Here is a 14901-nt window from a genome sequence, read left to right as displayed (position 1 = left end):
ATTTGGTCTCACCCTGAATACGAGCCAGCAGGAGGAATCCTTTCAGCCGGATGAAAAAAAGATGGCCGTGTTTTCACGGCCACCTTTTTAATCTGCTTCATCCGCCCGGATGATATGGAATCCGGCCGCTTTGTTCAGCCGGTTTGCCACCGCCAGACCGATGCCGGTGGCATCGGGACACTGGGCCCAGATGTGGGTGACGCTGGTGCCGTCAAACCACCGCAGGGCGTCAAAGACCCGCCGGGCCTGCTCGGGCACGTCGGTGCTGGGGCCCAGCTGCTCCACGGGATGGCCCTCAAAGAGCTGGGTGTACTCGTCAAAGCAGATCACCCCGTCGCCGGGGTCCATATGGGTCTGGATGTACCGGGCCGCGGTCTCGGGCGCGCCCTGCACCACGGTGACCGGAGCCTTGGGGGCATAGTGGCGGTACTTCATGCCGGGGGCCTTGGGCTGCTCCCCCGCTCCCATGAGCCGGGTCACCGCCGGGTCCACCGCCACCTCACCCAGCACGCTCTCCAGCTGCTCCAGGGTGATGCCGCCGGGCCGCAGCAGCCGGGGAGGCTGCTCGGTCAGGTCGATGATGGTGGACTCCACCCCCACGGAACAGGGGCCGCCGTCCACGATGCCGTCGATCTTGCCGTCCATATCCTCCAGCATGTCCGCCATGTTGGTAGGGCTGGGCCGGCCGGAGGTGTTGCCCGAGGGGGCGGCCACCGGCACATCGGCGGCGGCAATGATGGCCCGGCACACCGGATGGGCCGGGCAGCGCATCCCAACCGTGTCCAGACCGGCGGTGACCGTGTCGGGCACGATGGGCTTATGCTTCAGGATCATGGTCATGGGACCAGGCCAGAAGCGGTCGGCCAGGGCGTAGGCCGCCTCCGGGATATCCTCGCAGTACCGCTCCAGCCAGTCTGCGGAGGGGATGTGGAGGATCAGCGGGTTGTCCTGAGGCCGTCCCTTGGCCTCAAAGATGTGAGCCACCGCCTCCCGGTCCAGGCCGTTGGCTCCCAGGCCATACACCGTCTCCGTGGGGATGCCCAGCAGGCCGCCCCGGCGGAGGATGTCTGCCGCCTCCCCGATCTGTTTGTCATTCAAACGCAGGGTTTGCATCACTCATACCCGCTTTCTCAGAAACGCCGACGGCGGCGGCGATGGCGGCTCTTCTGGACCACCGTCAGGATACCAGCCGCCATCAGGGCGGCGCCGGAGAGGATGTGCAGGATACCAATGGCCTTTTTCATACAAAACCGTCTCCTTTGTTATTCGTAGATGCCCACCGGGGTGCCCGCCAGCTCAATGGTGGTGTCGGGGGCAAACTTTGCCTTCTGCAGATAGCCCTTCACGGTGAGGATGCCGTACTTGGGGTTGACCTTCTCGTCCTCCAGTTCCAGCTCCAGATAGTTGGCGCCGGAGCCGGTGAGCCAGCCGTCGTCCTCCAGAATGCCGGCCAGATCGTCCTTCACCAGATCCAGGGTCAGGCCCTCGGGCAGGGTGTTGAAGTGAATGATCAGTTCCATGGTCATAACTCCTTTTCTAGGATTCCGGGAAATGCCCCGTTTATTCCGCCTGGCTGTGCCGCAGCTTTTCCGCCTGGTCAGCGGTGATCAGCCCGTCAATGATCTCGTCCAGGTCGCCGTTCATCACATTTTCCAGTTTGTACAGGGTCAGGCCGATGCGGTGGTCGGTGAGCCGTCCCTGGGGGAAGTTGTAGGTACGGATACGCTCGTTGCGCATGCCGGTGCCCACCTGGCTGCGGCGCTCGTCGGTCACCGCCTGCTCCTGCTCCCGCACCTTCTCTTCGTACAGCCGGGAACGCAGGATCTGCATGGCCTTGTCCCGGTTCTGGAACTGGCTGCGCTCCTGCTGGCACTCCACCACCGTGCCGGTGGGCTTATGGATAAGCCGCACGGCCGAGGAGGTCTTGTTGACGTGCTGACCGCCGGCGCCGGAGGAGCGGAACACCTGCATTTCAATGTCGGCGGGGTTGAGCTCAAAGTCCACCTCGTCCACCTCGGGCAGCACTGCCACGGTGGCGGTGGAGGTGTGGATGCGGCCGCCCGACTCGGTCTCGGGCACCCGCTGGACCCGGTGGACACCGCTTTCAAACTTCAGACGGGAGTAGGCCCCGTCTCCTTCAATGGTAAAGCAGATCTCCTTCACGCCGCCCAACTCGGTCTCGCTGATGGAGTCCACCTCCACCTTCCAGCGGCGGCTGTCGGCGTACATGGAGTACATGCGGTACAGGGAGTGGGCAAACAGGGCCGCCTCCTCCCCGCCTACGCCCGCCCGGATCTCTACGATGACATTTTTGTCGTCGTTGGGGTCCCGGGGCAGCAGCAGAATACGGATCTCGTCCTCCAGCCGGGCGATGTCCTCCTTGGCCTGCTGGTACTCCTCCTGGGCCAGCTCCTTCATGTCGGGGTCGCCCATCAGCTCCTCCGCGTCCTTCAGGTCCTGCTGACGGCGGGTATAGGCCCGGTAGGCGGTGACCAGCGGCTCCAGCTCCCGCTGCTCCTTGTTCAGCTTGGCCACCAGGGCCGGGTCGTTGTAGGTCTCCCCCGCCCCCAGCTGGGCCTCGATGCTGGCAAAGCGCAGGTCCAGGGCGTTCAGTTTTTGCAGCATATCCAAATTATATCACCTGTCAAAGAAATAGGACTTGACCAGCGCCAGAGGCTCCCGGATGTACATCTTCAGGCGGGAAGGCACATGGGAGCTGGGGGCCGCCAGGGTGGATAGATTATAGTCTCCCCCGCATACCCGGCTCCACAGCATCCGCACCCGGGTCAGGTGGAAGCCGTTGGACACCACCACCATATCGGCGGTGGTATCGTACCCCTCTTCCGCCAGCAAGTCCACGGTATAGCGCAGGTTTTGTACGGTATTGTGGGACTGGTCCTCCAGCAGGATCTGGTCGCCGTCCACCCCGTGGTCCGTCAGATAGTCGTACATGCACTGGGCCTCGCTGATGTGCTCGTCGGGCCCCTGGCCGCCGGACACCACGATGGTCAGGTCCGGGTGGTCCTCCAGATAATCCAGGGCCTTGTCCAGTCGGTCCTGGAGCAAAACGGACGGTCCCCAGGACTCCACCTTGCAGCCCAGAATGACCATGACCTTGGGCTCCCCGGTAATGCTGTCCCGGGCGCCGGTGAGCACCAGGCCCAACAGCACCACAAAGCCCAGGGCCAGCACCAGGATCGCGGCCAGCAGGGCCAGCAGCCACGCCGGCTTTCTGCGCCCCTCGTAAGGGCGGTAATACTGTTTCTTTCGTCTCATCCCTTGGCCTCTTCCAGCTCGGCCGCCAAGGTCTCCCACTTGGTGTACAGGGCGGCGATCTCGTCCTCCAGAGCCTTCTGCTCCTCGTAGACCTTCTGGAGCTCCAGATAGTTGGAGGCCACTTCCTCGGCTTTCAGGGACAGCTCATACTGCCGCTCCTCCGCCTTGGCTACCGCCCGCTCCGCCGCGGCCACCTGCTTCTCCAGCTCCTTGGTGCCGCCGGGGCGCTTGGGCTTCTCCTTTTTGGGCTTCTCCGGCTCCACCTTCACCGGGGCGGCGGCCTGGTTCTTGGCTCGCTCCCGGGCGGCCCGGAACTCCTCAAAGGTGCCCCGGAAGTCGGTGATGTGGCCGTCCTCCAGCATCCAGATGCGGGTGGCAAACTGCTTGATAAAGTAGCGGTCATGGGACACGAAGAGCAGGTTGCCCTCGTAGTCGGCCACCGCGTCCTCGATCCACTCCCGGCTGGCAATGTCCAGGTGGTTGGTGGGCTCGTCCAGGATGAGCAGGTTGATCTTCTCATCCATCAGCATGCACAGCCGCAGACGGCTCTGCTCGCCGCCGGACAGAGCGGACACCGGCTTGAATACGTCCTCTCCCCGGAAGTTGAAGGCGGCCAGCCGGTTACGGGCGGTCTGGGTGGAACAGTCCTGATCGTAGATCATGGTGTCCACCAGGTTGCGCTCCGGGTGGGAGAAGTGGATGATCTGAGGCAGGTAACCCACCTTTACAGTGGGCCCCATCTTTAGCTTTCCGGAGTCGGGCTCCTCCTCCTTCAGCAGAATCTTCAGCAGGGTGGATTTGCCGGTGCCGTTGTCGCCCAGCAGGGCGATGCGCTCCCCTCCCACCACCTCCAGATTGACGTGGTCAAAGAGGGTGCGCCCGTCAAAGGACTTCTTCAGCTCCTTGATGGTGAGCACCTCGTCCCCCCGGAACTCCCGCTCCCCGAACTTGATGTCCAGGCGGCGCTCCTTGGTGGGCTTGTCGGTGGTACGCAGGCGCTCGATGCGCTTCTCCATGGACTGGGCCCGCTTGAAGGTCTTGTCGTTACCCGAATAGGCCCACACCCGCAGCTGCTCGGCAGCCTTCTCCAGCTGCTCGATCTTGGCCTGCTCCTTCTCGTACTGCTTCAGCTTCTCCTGATAGCGGTGCTCCTTCTCCACCACGTAGAAGGAGTAGTTGCCCTCGTAGAACTCCGCCTTGCCGTCCTGGATCTCGATGACCCGCTTGACCACCCGGTCCAGAAACCAGCGGTCATGGGAGATGGCAAGGACGGTTCCTTTATAGCGGTCCAGGTACTCCTCCAGCCATTCGGTGGCGTGGAGGTCCAGGTGGTTGGTGGGCTCGTCCAGCAGGAGGACGTCGGTGTCCTCCAGGATGAGCCGGGCCAGGTTGACCCGGGTCTTCTCGCCGCCGGACAGGGAGGAAAAGAGCTGTTTGCGCATGTCCTGGGAAATTTCCAGGCCGTTGCACACCTTGTTCAGGGGGGTGACGGTGTCGTAGCCGCCCCCCGCCTCAAAGGCGGCGGTGAGGGCATCGTACCGCCGCAGCAGGGCCGGGTCACTGTCCTGACCCATGCGGACGGTCAGCTCCTCCATCTCCTTCTCCATGTCGTGGAGCCGCTGGAAGGCGGTCTGGAGCACGTCCTCCACCGTGTACTCCGGCGGATAGACGGGGATCTGGGAGATGAGTCCCACCCCCTTGCCGGGGGCGATGTGAACCTCACCGTCGTCCCAGTCCAGCTCGCCGGTGAGGATCTTGAACAGGGTGGTCTTGCCGGCGCCGTTCTTGCCCAGCAGGCCCACCCGCTCCCCCTGGTCGATCTGGAAGGTGAGGCCGTCCAATATTTTTTTGCCTACCTCGAACTCTTTGCTCAGGTTCGAGACGGAGATATCGATCATTGCTTGCCTCCAAATGGTGTGTGTGATACAATCGGTTGGAACAAAGCGCCCCGGTCTGCCGGGGCCGCATCACAAGGAGGAGTTCTCTATGGACGCGATCCGCTGGGAAGGAAATACCCTTTACCTGCTTGACCAGACAAAGCTTCCGGTAGAGGAGACCTGGATCCCCTATACCGATTATCGCCCGGTGGCCGATGCCATCCGCACCATGGTGGTGCGGGGCGCACCCGCCATCGGCGTCACCGCCGCCTATGCCTATTGCCTGGCCGCTCTGGCCGGGGACAACCTGGATGAGGCCAAGGCCGTCCTGGCCGCCAGCCGCCCCACGGCGGTCAATCTGTTCTGGGCCCTGGACCGGATGGCCAGAAAGGCCGCCGATTGCGGCGGAGACCCGGAAACCCTGATTGCCGAGGCGGTGGTCATCCATCAGGAGGATGTGTCCATGTGTAAGGCTATGGGCCTTTACGGCGCTGCCGTGGTGCCCGATCACGCCCACATCCTCACCCACTGCAACGCGGGTGCCCTGGCCACCGGCGGCTACGGTACCGCCCTGGGAGTCATTCGGGCTGCCCACGAACAGGGTAAAGTGGATATGGTTTACGCTGATGAGACCCGTCCCCTGCTCCAGGGCGCCCGGCTCACCGCCTACGAGCTGGTCACCGACCACATTCCCGCCACCCTCATTGCCGACAACATGGCCGCCAGCCTGATGGCCAAGGGCAAGATCGACATGGTGGTGGTGGGCTGCGACCGGATGGCGGCCAACGGAGACTTCGCCAACAAGATCGGCACCTATTCGGTGGCGGTAAATGCCCACCACCACGGGGTACCCTTCTATGTGGCTCTCCCCTGCTCCACCATCGACCTGACCATTCCCGACGGCAGCGGCATCCCCATCGAGGAGCGGGACATGAACGAGGTGCGCACCCTGTACGGGGTCCAGACCGCGCCGGCCACGGTGGAGGTGTACAACCCCGCCTTTGACGTGACCCCTCACAGTCTGGTCACCGGCATCATCACCGAGAAGGGTGTCATCTATCCGCCCTTCAAAGAGAATTTACAGAAGCTGTTTGGATAACAGAGGGCCAAACGGGCCGCCGGACAGATGTCCGGCGGCCTCTTTTATGCTTCTTTGGTGATGGAGATCAGATACTCCACCAGCTCCTCCATGGCCATGCCCCGGGAGGCCTTTACCAGAATAGTGGCATGGGGCCGCACCACGCTATCCAGCACCGGCTTGGCCTCCTCCTTGGTGGCGCAGTGCCAGCACACCGACACCCCCGCCGCCTTGGCGGCGTCATAGATATGCTGGGACAGCTCACCCACCGCCACCAGGCAGTGGATGCCCGCCTTGCCCAGGTACTCGCCGATACCGGCGTGGAGGGCGGGGGCCAGGGGGCCCAGCTCAAACATGTCGCCCAGCACCGCCACCTTGTACTCCCCCTTGGCGTTGGAGAGCACCTGCACCGCCGCCCGCATGGACTGGGGGTTGGCGTTGTAGGTGTCGTTGAGGATGGTGATGTCGTCGGCCCGGGACAGGATGTTCATCCGCATCTTGGTGGGGGCAAAATGGAGCACGCCGTCGGCGATCTCCTGCTCGGTGAGGCCGAAATGCCGGCCCACCGCCGTGGCCATCAGGGTGGGATAGATCATGTGGTCGCCCAGGGCGGGGATCTCCACCTGGAAATCACCGTCAGGCGTTTCCACCTTACAGGTAATGCGGCTCTTGCCGTCGCTGGCCAGGTCCACCGCCCGGTAGTCCAGGCCCTCGGCGGAGCCCACCCGGATGAAGGGGTGATCCAGCTTGCCGGGCAGGGTATTGAGCAGCGGGTCGTCGCCGTTGATGATGGCGGGAGCGCCCGGTTTGGCGTAGTGGAAGATCTCGCTCTTGGCCTCCAGGATCTTCTCCCGGGAGCCGAAGTGCTCGATATGGGAGTCGCCGATGTTGGTCATCAGGATCATATCGGGCTCCACAATGGCGGAGAGGTAGTCGATCTCCCCGGCGTGGTTCATACCCAGCTCCAGCACGGCGATCTGGTGCTCCGGCTTGAGCCGCAGCAGGGTCAGGGGCACGCCAATGTCGTTGTTCAGGTTGCCCTCGGTCTTGAGGACGTTGAACTTCTCCCCCAGCACCGCCGCCACCATGTCCTTGGTAGTGGTCTTGCCCACCGAGCCGGTGATAGCTACCACGGGGACGGCAAACTTCTGCTTGTAGTACTTGGCCAGATCCCGCAGGGCCCGATGGGTGGACTTCACCTTAATATAGAACTTGCCGGGCAGGTAGCTGTCCCGCTCCCGCTGGGTAAAGCAGCCCGCCGCGCCCCCCTCCAGGGCGGCGTTGATGTAGGCGTGGCCGTCAAAGCGCTCCCCCACCAGGGGGATAAACAGAGAACCGGGGTGGATCGTACGGCTGTCGGTCTCCACCCGGCCCACCGTACGGTTCAGATCCCCGAAGTCTCCCAGCAGGCTGCCGCCTACCGCTTCCATGATCTCTCGTATGGTCATCGGCTCCATGATGCTTTCTCCTTTGATCTCTCTCGTTCCAGATCCGCCGGATTAGCGGCCCTGTTTTCTGGCCTCCAGAGAGGCGTTGACAATGCGGTGACACAGCTCGTTGTAGTTGATGCCCACCGCGGCGGCCTCCTGGGGCAGCAGGCTGGTGGGGGTCATGCCGGGCAGGGTGTTGATCTCCAGGAACCAGGGCTCCCCGTCGGAGGTGACAATGAAGTCAGCCCGGGAATAGACGGACAGGCCCAGGGTCTCATACACCCGCAGGGCGGAAGCGCGGAGCTTCTCCTCCCACTCCGCCGGGATCTCGGAGGGGCACACCTCCAGAGCCGCGCCGGGCTGATACTTGTTGGCGTAGTCGTAGAAGCCCTCCTTGGGGATGATCTCGATGGAGGGCAGGGCCTTCCCTTCCAGGATGCCCACCTGGATCTCGCGGCCCTTGATGTACTCCTCCAGCACGGTACGGCCACCCAGCTCCAGCCCGTCGGTGAGGGCCTTGCGCAGCTCGTCGGCGGTGTGGGCGATAGACACGCCGATGGAGGAGCCGCTGGCCACCGGCTTCACCACCAGGGGCAGCCGGGCATGCTCCACCAGGCCGTCGATGTCCTCGGCCTTATACTCCACGGTCTTCCAGCCGGGGGTGTTCACCACGTCGGCCACCATCCGCTTGGTCAGGTCCTTATCCATGGCGATGGCGCTGGACAGGTAGCCCGCACCGGTGTAGGGGATGCCCATCAGGTCAAAGGCAGCCTGCACCTTGCCGTCCTCGCCGCAGGTGCCGTGGAGGGCCAGGAACACCATGTCGGCCATCTGGCACAGCTCCAGCACGCCGGGGCCGAACACACTCTTGCTGTCGCCGGGACGGCTGGCCCGGACCTGCTCCAGGTCGGGAGCCTCACGGCTGATCTTTTTAAAGGAATCGGGCACCGGCGCGTCAAAAAAAGACTCGTCCGCCCGGCCCTGCTCCAGGCCGAAAAACATATCAATGAGTCCCGCCCGATGGCCCAGGGCCCGCAGGGCTTCGGTCACCATGGTGCCGGTGGAAAGGGACACGTTCCGCTCCGGGGAGAGACCCCCGGCCAAAACTACGATCTTCATAACACACCTCAGTTGCCAGTTTGATACAGTATGATACGCGCTAGTGGTATATTATAGCACGCTTTACCGCTATACTCAACCATCTTTCCGCCATAGGATGACGAAATCTTCCCTTTTTCCAGGCGCTCTCCCGGCTTTCTTGACAGGAGCCCTCCTGTCTGATACAGTAGTCCTATCCTGAAAGACAGGAGTTTTTGTGATGCGGTACGATCCCACCTGAGGTGCACAGTCATAATCCGGTGCTGCGCAGCAGCGCCTTGTTGTTGTGCATTTAAACAGGAAGGATCGGATTTTTTATGTCCAAACGCAACTTGCGATGCATGTATGCCATCGCCCTGCTCCAGGGCATGGTCTTTTACGGCCCCATCGCCACCCTCTATCGGGAGGCACAGGGGGTATCCATCGCCCAGATCACCTTGATTGAGAGCATTTCCCTGGCCCTGTGCATCCTGCTGGAGGTACCCTGGGGGATTCTGGCCGACAAGCTGGGCTACAAAAACACCATGGTGGCCTGCTGCTTTCTCTATTTTGTCTCCAAGCTGGTGTTCTGGCAGGCCACCGGTTTCGGCGGCTTCCTGCTGGAGCGCATCCTGCTCAGCGTGGTGACCGCCGGTCTGTCCGGCGTAGATACCAGCATTTTGTATCTCTCCTGCGGCGGGCAGGACAGCCAGAAGGTCTTTGGGCGGTACAATAGCCTCCAGACCGCCGGATTGCTGGCGGCCGCCCTCATTTTCTCCCTCTTTGTGGGGGACAACTACGCTCTGGCCGGTCTGCTGACCGTATTCAGCTACGGCGCTGCCGCCCTGTGTGCCCTGGGGCTTACCGAGGTGAAGGCCCCCGCCCCCTTCTCCGCCAGGCTGACCCTGGATGTGCTGCGCCAGACCCTGTGCGACCGACGGCTGCTGCTCTTCCTCTTGGCCGGCGTGCTGCTCACCGAGGCCCACCAGACCATCACCACCTTTTTGAATCAGCTGCAATATGCCCGGTGCGGTCTGTCCGATGAGGCCATCGGCCTGCTCTACATCGCCGCCACGGTGGCGGGCATGGCGGGGATCTGGTCCGCCCGGCTCACCCGCCGGATGGGAAAGCGCGGGGCTGCCCTTCTGTTCTACGGCGGCGGAATGCTGGCCTGTGTGGTACTGGCCCTCACCATTTCCCCCCTGCCCTCCGTCTGCGCCATTCTGGGCCTGCGGCTGTGCAATACCCTGTTCCAGCCCTTTTTCATGGAGCTGCAGAACCAGCAGGTCACCACCCCACACCGGGCCACCGCCCTCAGCGTCCACGCCATGCTGATGGATGGAGTGGGTGTAGGCACCAACCTGGCCTTCGGCGCTCTGGCGGAAATCAATTTGGCCTATGCCTTTTGGCTGGGCGGCGGGCTCTGCCTGGCCGGTCTGGTTCTCTTTTTCAAATGGTATGCATCCCGTCCCCGGGTTTAAACGGAAAACGGCCGCTTTTCAGCGGCCGTTTCCTGTTTTAAAACCAGCCCGTGTCCCGGCTGTCCATCAGATCCAGGGCGGCACACAGCAGCTCCGCCGCCTCTCCCCGGGTCAGAGTCTCGCTGAGACCGGCATCCGCCGGCAGCACCCCACAGGTGGACAGGTTGGCCGCCGACTGGGCCGCCCAGGCGGGGGCGTCAGCTGCAAAGGTCTGGGCGTCCACGTCGGTAACCGAGAGCACCCGGTCCAGCAGCACCGCCGCCTCGGCGGTGGTGATGGAGTCATCGGCTCGGAACACCACCCGGCCCTCCTCGTCGGTGGTGCCCTGAACCAGGCCACACTTCAGGGCGGAGGACACATAGGGCTTGGCCCAGGTGGGGATGCTCTCGTCATCGGCAAAGCCGGTGCGGGACACCCCCTCCAGAGACTCCACCCCGGCGGCGTTCATGGCCATGGCCACAAACTCGCTGCGGGTGACGGCGGCATCAGGCTGGAAGAAGTAGGCTCCTCCCATGCACTCCCCCACAAAGACCCCCTCCTCCGCCAGGCGGATGGCCGCCTTATGGGCGGGGTGGCCGTCCAGGTCGGCATAGGTCACCTTGGTGTCCGGCTTTTCGATCTTCACCTTGACGGTGGCCGGATCGGAGGCGTTGCCCACCGTGTCCATGGCGATATAGGTGAAGGAATCCTTGCCGGTCTTGTTTTCATAGGGGGTGTAGACGAAGTGTCCGTCCTCCCCGATGGTCACCGACCCTCGGGCGGGTTTTTTCACCAGCCGGTAGGTGAGCAGGTCGCCCTCCGGGTCCACAGCGGAGAAGCGGTCGGTAACCGCTACATCCTTATAAGTGGTAAGCTCCAGATTTTCGGCCACCGGGGCCCCGTTGGCCTCATGCAGCAGGTGGAGTTCCACACCGGCCTCCTCCCCCTGTCCCCCGTCGGCAAACAGGGGCTGGAACCGGAACCCGGCTTCGGTGGCCTCCGACCCGGAGGCAGGGGTAAAGCGCAGGCCGTTCACCGCGCTCATGGCGATCACGTCCCCCTCACCCACCATCTGGCCGCCTACGGTGAGCACCCCTTCTTCGGACAGCTGGGTGATTACAATGGCGTCCAGGGCGCCCTCCCCCTCCACCACAAAGTCAGAGGACTGAAAGTCGATGCTCTGGGCCGCCATGCCGTTTTTGACCACGTCCAGCACCGCCGGATTGCTCTCCTCCCGGTCGGAAACCAACGCCGAGGCGGACACAGCGGCGGTCAGAGCTGCCGCCGCCAGGGCCGCGGCGATCAGGATACGGATTCTCACTGGTATGACCTCCTTGTCTGATGTACCTATAGTCTTTGCCAGTCCGGGGGAAATATGCAAATCCGCACCTGCCTCTTGTGCGGCGGGACGATCTCCGTTACAATAACCCTGTAGCATTTATACCCGCCGGTTTGGCTGCGCCGCCGGCAAACTGGAGGAATGAAACCCATGAACCGAACCGTTGTGGAACAGATCGCCCGGGCGGGAGCCGACAAGCTGACCCTGGCCCGCTCCGCCCCCCTGCGCTACCTGACCCGGGCCGCCCTGGCGGGTGCCTTCATCTTTGTGGGGGCGCTGCTGTCCTCCCTGTGTGCCGCCTGGTTTTACACTGACGCCCTGCCTGTGGCCAAGCTGCTTGGGGCCATTACCTTCTCCGCTGCCCTCACCTTAATTGTTCTGCTGGGGGGTGAGCTCTTCACCGGCTGCAACCTGGTGATGGGGGTCTCTTTATATGAAGGAAGTGTCTCCCTTCCCGGCGCGCTGAAGATCTGGGTGCTGTCCTACCTGGGCAATCTGGTGGGTATCGTCCTGCTCTGTCTGGTGCTGGTGGGCTCCGGAGCCAGCGCTGACCTGCTGGGGGCCTATCTGGCCGTCATTGTGCCCGGCAAGCTGTCCCTGCCCTGGTACGTATTGCTGCTGCGGGGCGTGCTGTGCAACTTCCTGGTATGCATCGGGGTGTTTGCCGGCTTCCGCCTTCACAGCGAGACCGGTAAGGCCCTGGTCATTGCCCTGGCCATCACCACCTTTGTGCTCACCGGCCTGGAGCATTCCATCGCCAACATGGCCTATTTTGCCCTGTACGCGCTGTATACCCATACCGCCGACTGGGCCATGGGCTGGAACCTGCTGTGGGTCACCCTGGGCAACCTGTTGGGCGGCGCGGTAGTGCTGGGCTATCCCCTGTGGTACGCCGCCGAAGAAAAAGAAAAATAAAGCGTCGTTTCCCCCTTGACAAACGGAGGAAAATCGTGTATCATCACCTCTGTTGTAAAGCTTTGAAACTTTACTTCCTTTACAGAACGACTTCCTGAAGGAGGGTGTACCATGAAGAACCAGGCCTACCGCATGGCTCTGCTCTATGATTTCTATGGAGACATGCTCACCGACCGTCAGAAGGAATTCTATGACCTCTACTACAATGAGGACCTCTCTCTGGCTGAGATTGCCGAAAACTACGGCATCACCCGCCAGGGCGTCCGGGACGTGATCGTCCGGGCCGAGGCCATCCTCACCGAGCTGGAGGACAAGACCGGCATCATCAAGCGCTTCCACAAGATGCAGCAGCAGTTCCTGGAGGTGGAAGAAGCGGTGAATGCCATCGCCCAGCGCAACGAGCAGCGCTGGCAGGACGACGAGGTTGAGATCCAGTGCGGCCGCATCCGCGGCATTCTGGATCAGCTGAAACAGGAGTAACCCATGGCATTTGAAGGACTGACCGAAAAGCTGTCCGCCGCCTTCAAGCGGCTGCGGGGCAAGGGCCGTCTCACCGAGGCCGACGTCAAGGAGGCCATGAAGGAGATCCGGATGGCCCTGCTGGAGGCCGACGTAAACTTCAAGGTGGTCAAGCAGTTTGTGGCCTCTGTCACCGAGCGGGCTGTGGGCTCCGACGTACTGGAGAGCCTGACCCCCGCTCAGATGATCGTCAAGATCGTCAACGAAGAGCTGACCAATCTGATGGGCGGCGAGAGCACCAAGCTGACCATCTCCCCCAAGCCCCCCACGGTTGTCATGCTGTGCGGCCTCAACGGCGCCGGCAAGACCACCAACGGCGCCAAGCTGGCGGGCTTTCTGAAAAAACAGGGCAAGCGGCCCCTCCTGGTGGCCTGCGACACCTTCCGCCCCGCCGCCATCACCCAGTTGGAGGTGGTTGGCTCCCAGGTGGATGTGCCCGTGTTCCAGATGGGCCAGATCGATCCCATCGACATTGCCAAGGCGGGCATCGAGCACGCCAAGAAACACGGCAATGACATCGTATTCATTGATACTGCCGGCCGTCTCCACGTGGACGAGGAGCTGATGGAACAGCTCAAGGACATGAAGGCGGCCATCAATCCCACCGAGATCCTGCTCATCGTGGACGCCATGATCGGTCAGGACGCGGTAAACGCCGCCAAGGCCTTTGATGAGGCTCTGGATATCACCGGCGTCATGCTCACCAAGCTGGACGGCGACGCCCGAGGCGGCGCGGCCCTCTCCATCAAGGCGGTCACCGGCAAGCCCATCAAGTTCGTGGGCCAGGGCGAGAAGCTGGACCAGGTGGACGTGTTCTACCCCGACCGTATGGCCTCCCGTATCCTGGGCATGGGCGATGTGCTCACCCTGATCGAGAAGGCCCAGCAGACCTTCGACGCCAAGAAGGCCGCCGAGCTGGAGCAGAAGCTGCGCAAGAACAAGTTCACCCTCTCTGATTTCTATGACCAGCTGGTGCAGCTCAAGAGCATGGGCTCCCTCTCCGACATCGCCGGGATGCTTCCCGGACTCAACGGCAAGGCCCTGGAGGGCGCTGCTGTGGATGAGGGCGCGCTGGCCCGCACCGAGGCCATTATCCTGTCCATGACCCCTGCCGAGCGGGAAGATCCTTCCCTGCTGAACAACAGCCGGAAAAAGCGCATTGCCGCCGGCTCCGGCACCCAGGTGGTGGACATCAACCGTCTGCTCAAGCAGTTCGACATGATGCAGCAGATGAGCAAGCAGTTCTCCGGCAAACAGATGAAGCGTCTGGGCAAGCTGGGGAAAATGGGCAAGTTCGGCAAGATGTCCGGCCTGCCCTTCTAACTTGGTGGTAAACGCGCCACGCCGCGTTTCCATAGATATGCTTTACGATTACATGGAGGTGAAGATACAATGGTTAAGATCAGACTGCGTCGTATGGGCGCCAAGAAGGCTCCCTTCTACCGCATCGTGGTGGCTGACTCCCGCTATCCCCGTGACGGCCGTTTCATCGAGGAGATCGGCACTTACAATCCTCTGACCCAGCCCGCCGAGATCAAGGTGGACGCCGAGCGCGCCCAGGCCTGGATCAAGACCGGCGCTCAGCCCACTGAGACCGTGAAGGCTCTGCTGAAAAAAGCTGGCGCCATCTGATAGGAGGGCACAGCTGGCATGAAGGAATTGCTCACCTATATCGCCCGCAACCTGGTGGACCACCCCGATTCCGTGGAGGTCACCGAGCACGCGGGTGAGAGCGAGACCGTCCTGGAGCTTCGGGTCGCCCCCGAGGACATGGGCAAGGTGATCGGCCGCCAGGGCCGCATTGCCAAGGAGATCCGCACCCTGATGCGCTCCGTTGCTCAGCGCCAGGGCACCAAGGTTTCCGTCGAGATCGTCGACTAACTCCGGGGGCCACTCCCCCGGATATGAAAAAGCCGACCGACCCTGTGGT

The 14901-nt window shown here is 62.7% G+C and carries 15 protein-coding genes; 7 read left to right on the top strand and 8 right to left on the bottom strand.

The window, feature by feature from the left end; genetic code table 11:
* Positions 1 to 87 precede the first annotated feature (87 nt).
* The 5 genes from J9789_RS04810 to abc-f form a co-directional block, all read right to left on the bottom strand.
* Positions 88 to 1113, bottom strand: a complete 1026-nt coding sequence (locus J9789_RS04810) for an L-threonylcarbamoyladenylate synthase (protein WP_209343726.1) — start codon at positions 1111 to 1113, stop codon at positions 88 to 90.
* 149 nt (positions 1114 to 1262) lie between these two features.
* Positions 1263 to 1520 carry a hypothetical protein gene (locus J9789_RS04805; protein WP_209342964.1) on the bottom strand — a complete coding sequence of 86 codons (258 nt, stop codon included), beginning with the start codon at positions 1518 to 1520 and terminating at the stop codon, positions 1263 to 1265.
* A 40-nt stretch (positions 1521 to 1560) separates the two neighbouring features.
* On the bottom strand, positions 1561 to 2625 hold the full coding sequence (prfA, locus tag J9789_RS04800; RefSeq protein WP_209342961.1) for a peptide chain release factor 1: 1065 nt from the start codon (positions 2623 to 2625) through the stop codon (positions 1561 to 1563).
* 12 nt (positions 2626 to 2637) lie between these two features.
* On the bottom strand, positions 2638 to 3276 hold the full coding sequence (locus tag J9789_RS04795) for a YdcF family protein (RefSeq protein WP_209342959.1): 639 nt from the start codon (positions 3274 to 3276) through the stop codon (positions 2638 to 2640).
* On the bottom strand, positions 3273 to 5174 hold the full coding sequence (gene abc-f / locus J9789_RS04790) for a ribosomal protection-like ABC-F family protein (RefSeq protein ID WP_209342957.1): 1902 nt from the start codon (positions 5172 to 5174) through the stop codon (positions 3273 to 3275). Before abc-f ends, J9789_RS04795 begins: the two co-directional genes overlap by 4 nt.
* An 88-nt stretch (positions 5175 to 5262) precedes the next feature.
* Here abc-f and mtnA point away from each other — a divergent pair, with 88 nt between their 5' ends.
* On the top strand, positions 5263 to 6252 hold the full coding sequence (mtnA, locus tag J9789_RS04785; protein WP_209342955.1) for an S-methyl-5-thioribose-1-phosphate isomerase: 990 nt from the start codon (positions 5263 to 5265) through the stop codon (positions 6250 to 6252).
* 44 nt (positions 6253 to 6296) lie between these two features.
* On the opposite strand, the gene murF is transcribed toward mtnA, so the two are convergent.
* The gene (murF, locus tag J9789_RS04780) at positions 6297 to 7688 is read right to left on the bottom strand and encodes a UDP-N-acetylmuramoyl-tripeptide--D-alanyl-D-alanine ligase (RefSeq protein WP_209342946.1); all 1392 of its coding nucleotides are present in this window, start codon (positions 7686 to 7688) and stop codon (positions 6297 to 6299) included.
* A gap of 42 nt (positions 7689 to 7730) precedes the next feature.
* Positions 7731 to 8780, bottom strand: a complete 1050-nt coding sequence (locus J9789_RS04775; protein WP_209342944.1) for a D-alanine--D-alanine ligase — start codon at positions 8778 to 8780, stop codon at positions 7731 to 7733.
* Between the two features lie 296 nt (positions 8781 to 9076).
* Between J9789_RS04775 and J9789_RS04770 the strand changes: the two genes are divergently transcribed.
* Entirely contained in the window at positions 9077 to 10219 is a 1143-nt protein-coding gene (locus J9789_RS04770) for an MFS transporter (RefSeq protein ID WP_209342942.1), read from the top strand.
* A gap of 37 nt (positions 10220 to 10256) precedes the next feature.
* On the opposite strand, the gene J9789_RS04765 is transcribed toward J9789_RS04770, so the two are convergent.
* Positions 10257 to 11519 carry an Ig-like domain-containing protein gene (locus tag J9789_RS04765; RefSeq protein WP_348633630.1) on the bottom strand — a complete coding sequence of 421 codons (1263 nt, stop codon included), beginning with the start codon at positions 11517 to 11519 and terminating at the stop codon, positions 10257 to 10259.
* A 168-nt stretch (positions 11520 to 11687) separates the two neighbouring features.
* Between J9789_RS04765 and J9789_RS04760 the strand changes: the two genes are divergently transcribed.
* The 5 genes from J9789_RS04760 to J9789_RS04740 all read left to right on the top strand — a co-directional run bounded on the left by J9789_RS04760 (position 11688) and on the right by J9789_RS04740 (position 14852).
* Positions 11688 to 12452, top strand: a complete 765-nt coding sequence (locus J9789_RS04760) for a formate/nitrite transporter family protein (protein WP_209342938.1) — start codon at positions 11688 to 11690, stop codon at positions 12450 to 12452.
* A 111-nt stretch (positions 12453 to 12563) separates the two neighbouring features.
* Positions 12564 to 12932 (top strand): YlxM family DNA-binding protein, encoded by a 369-nt coding sequence (ylxM, locus tag J9789_RS04755; RefSeq protein ID WP_087338355.1) that lies wholly within the window; start codon positions 12564 to 12566, stop codon positions 12930 to 12932.
* A 3-nt stretch (positions 12933 to 12935) separates the two neighbouring features.
* Positions 12936 to 14294, top strand: a complete 1359-nt coding sequence (ffh, locus tag J9789_RS04750; RefSeq protein ID WP_209342936.1) for a signal recognition particle protein — start codon at positions 12936 to 12938, stop codon at positions 14292 to 14294.
* A 69-nt stretch (positions 14295 to 14363) separates the two neighbouring features.
* A complete protein-coding gene (gene rpsP, locus J9789_RS04745; protein ID WP_007489428.1) occupies positions 14364 to 14603 on the top strand; it encodes a 30S ribosomal protein S16 in 240 nt (79 codons plus the stop codon).
* An 18-nt stretch (positions 14604 to 14621) separates the two neighbouring features.
* Positions 14622 to 14852: a KH domain-containing protein gene (locus J9789_RS04740; RefSeq protein WP_087338349.1), complete on the top strand. Its 231-nt coding sequence runs from the start codon at positions 14622 to 14624 to the stop codon at positions 14850 to 14852.
* Positions 14853 to 14901 lie beyond the last annotated feature (49 nt).

This window comes from Flavonifractor sp. AGMB03687 (assembly GCF_017811815.1).
In the GTDB taxonomy this organism is placed as follows: domain Bacteria; phylum Bacillota; class Clostridia; order Oscillospirales; family Oscillospiraceae; genus Flavonifractor.
This window is presented reverse-complemented; position numbering and strand designations above follow the sequence as displayed.

Bases quoted from the DNA above. Each gene is read 5' to 3' on its own strand.
- abc-f (WP_209342957.1), bottom strand. From the start codon at position 5,174: ATGATCGATATCTCCGTCTCGAACCTGAGCAAAGAGTTCGAGGTAGGC.
- J9789_RS04770 (WP_209342942.1), top strand. From the start codon at position 9,077: ATGTCCAAACGCAACTTGCGATGCATGTATGCCATCGCCCTGCTCCAG.
- J9789_RS04760 (WP_209342938.1), top strand. From the start codon at position 11,688: ATGAACCGAACCGTTGTGGAACAGATCGCCCGGGCGGGAGCCGACAAG.
- ylxM (WP_087338355.1), top strand. From the start codon at position 12,564: ATGAAGAACCAGGCCTACCGCATGGCTCTGCTCTATGATTTCTATGGA.
- rpsP (WP_007489428.1), top strand. From the start codon at position 14,364: ATGGTTAAGATCAGACTGCGTCGTATGGGCGCCAAGAAGGCTCCCTTC.
- J9789_RS04795 (WP_209342959.1), bottom strand. From the start codon at position 3,276: ATGAGACGAAAGAAACAGTATTACCGCCCTTACGAGGGGCGCAGAAAG.
- prfA (WP_209342961.1), bottom strand. From the start codon at position 2,625: ATGCTGCAAAAACTGAACGCCCTGGACCTGCGCTTTGCCAGCATCGAG.
- murF (WP_209342946.1), bottom strand. From the start codon at position 7,688: ATGGAGCCGATGACCATACGAGAGATCATGGAAGCGGTAGGCGGCAGC.
- J9789_RS04805 (WP_209342964.1), bottom strand. From the start codon at position 1,520: ATGGAACTGATCATTCACTTCAACACCCTGCCCGAGGGCCTGACCCTG.
- mtnA (WP_209342955.1), top strand. From the start codon at position 5,263: ATGGACGCGATCCGCTGGGAAGGAAATACCCTTTACCTGCTTGACCAG.
- ffh (WP_209342936.1), top strand. From the start codon at position 12,936: ATGGCATTTGAAGGACTGACCGAAAAGCTGTCCGCCGCCTTCAAGCGG.
- J9789_RS04810 (WP_209343726.1), bottom strand. From the start codon at position 1,113: ATGCAAACCCTGCGTTTGAATGACAAACAGATCGGGGAGGCGGCAGAC.
- J9789_RS04775 (WP_209342944.1), bottom strand. From the start codon at position 8,780: ATGAAGATCGTAGTTTTGGCCGGGGGTCTCTCCCCGGAGCGGAACGTG.
- J9789_RS04740 (WP_087338349.1), top strand. From the start codon at position 14,622: ATGAAGGAATTGCTCACCTATATCGCCCGCAACCTGGTGGACCACCCC.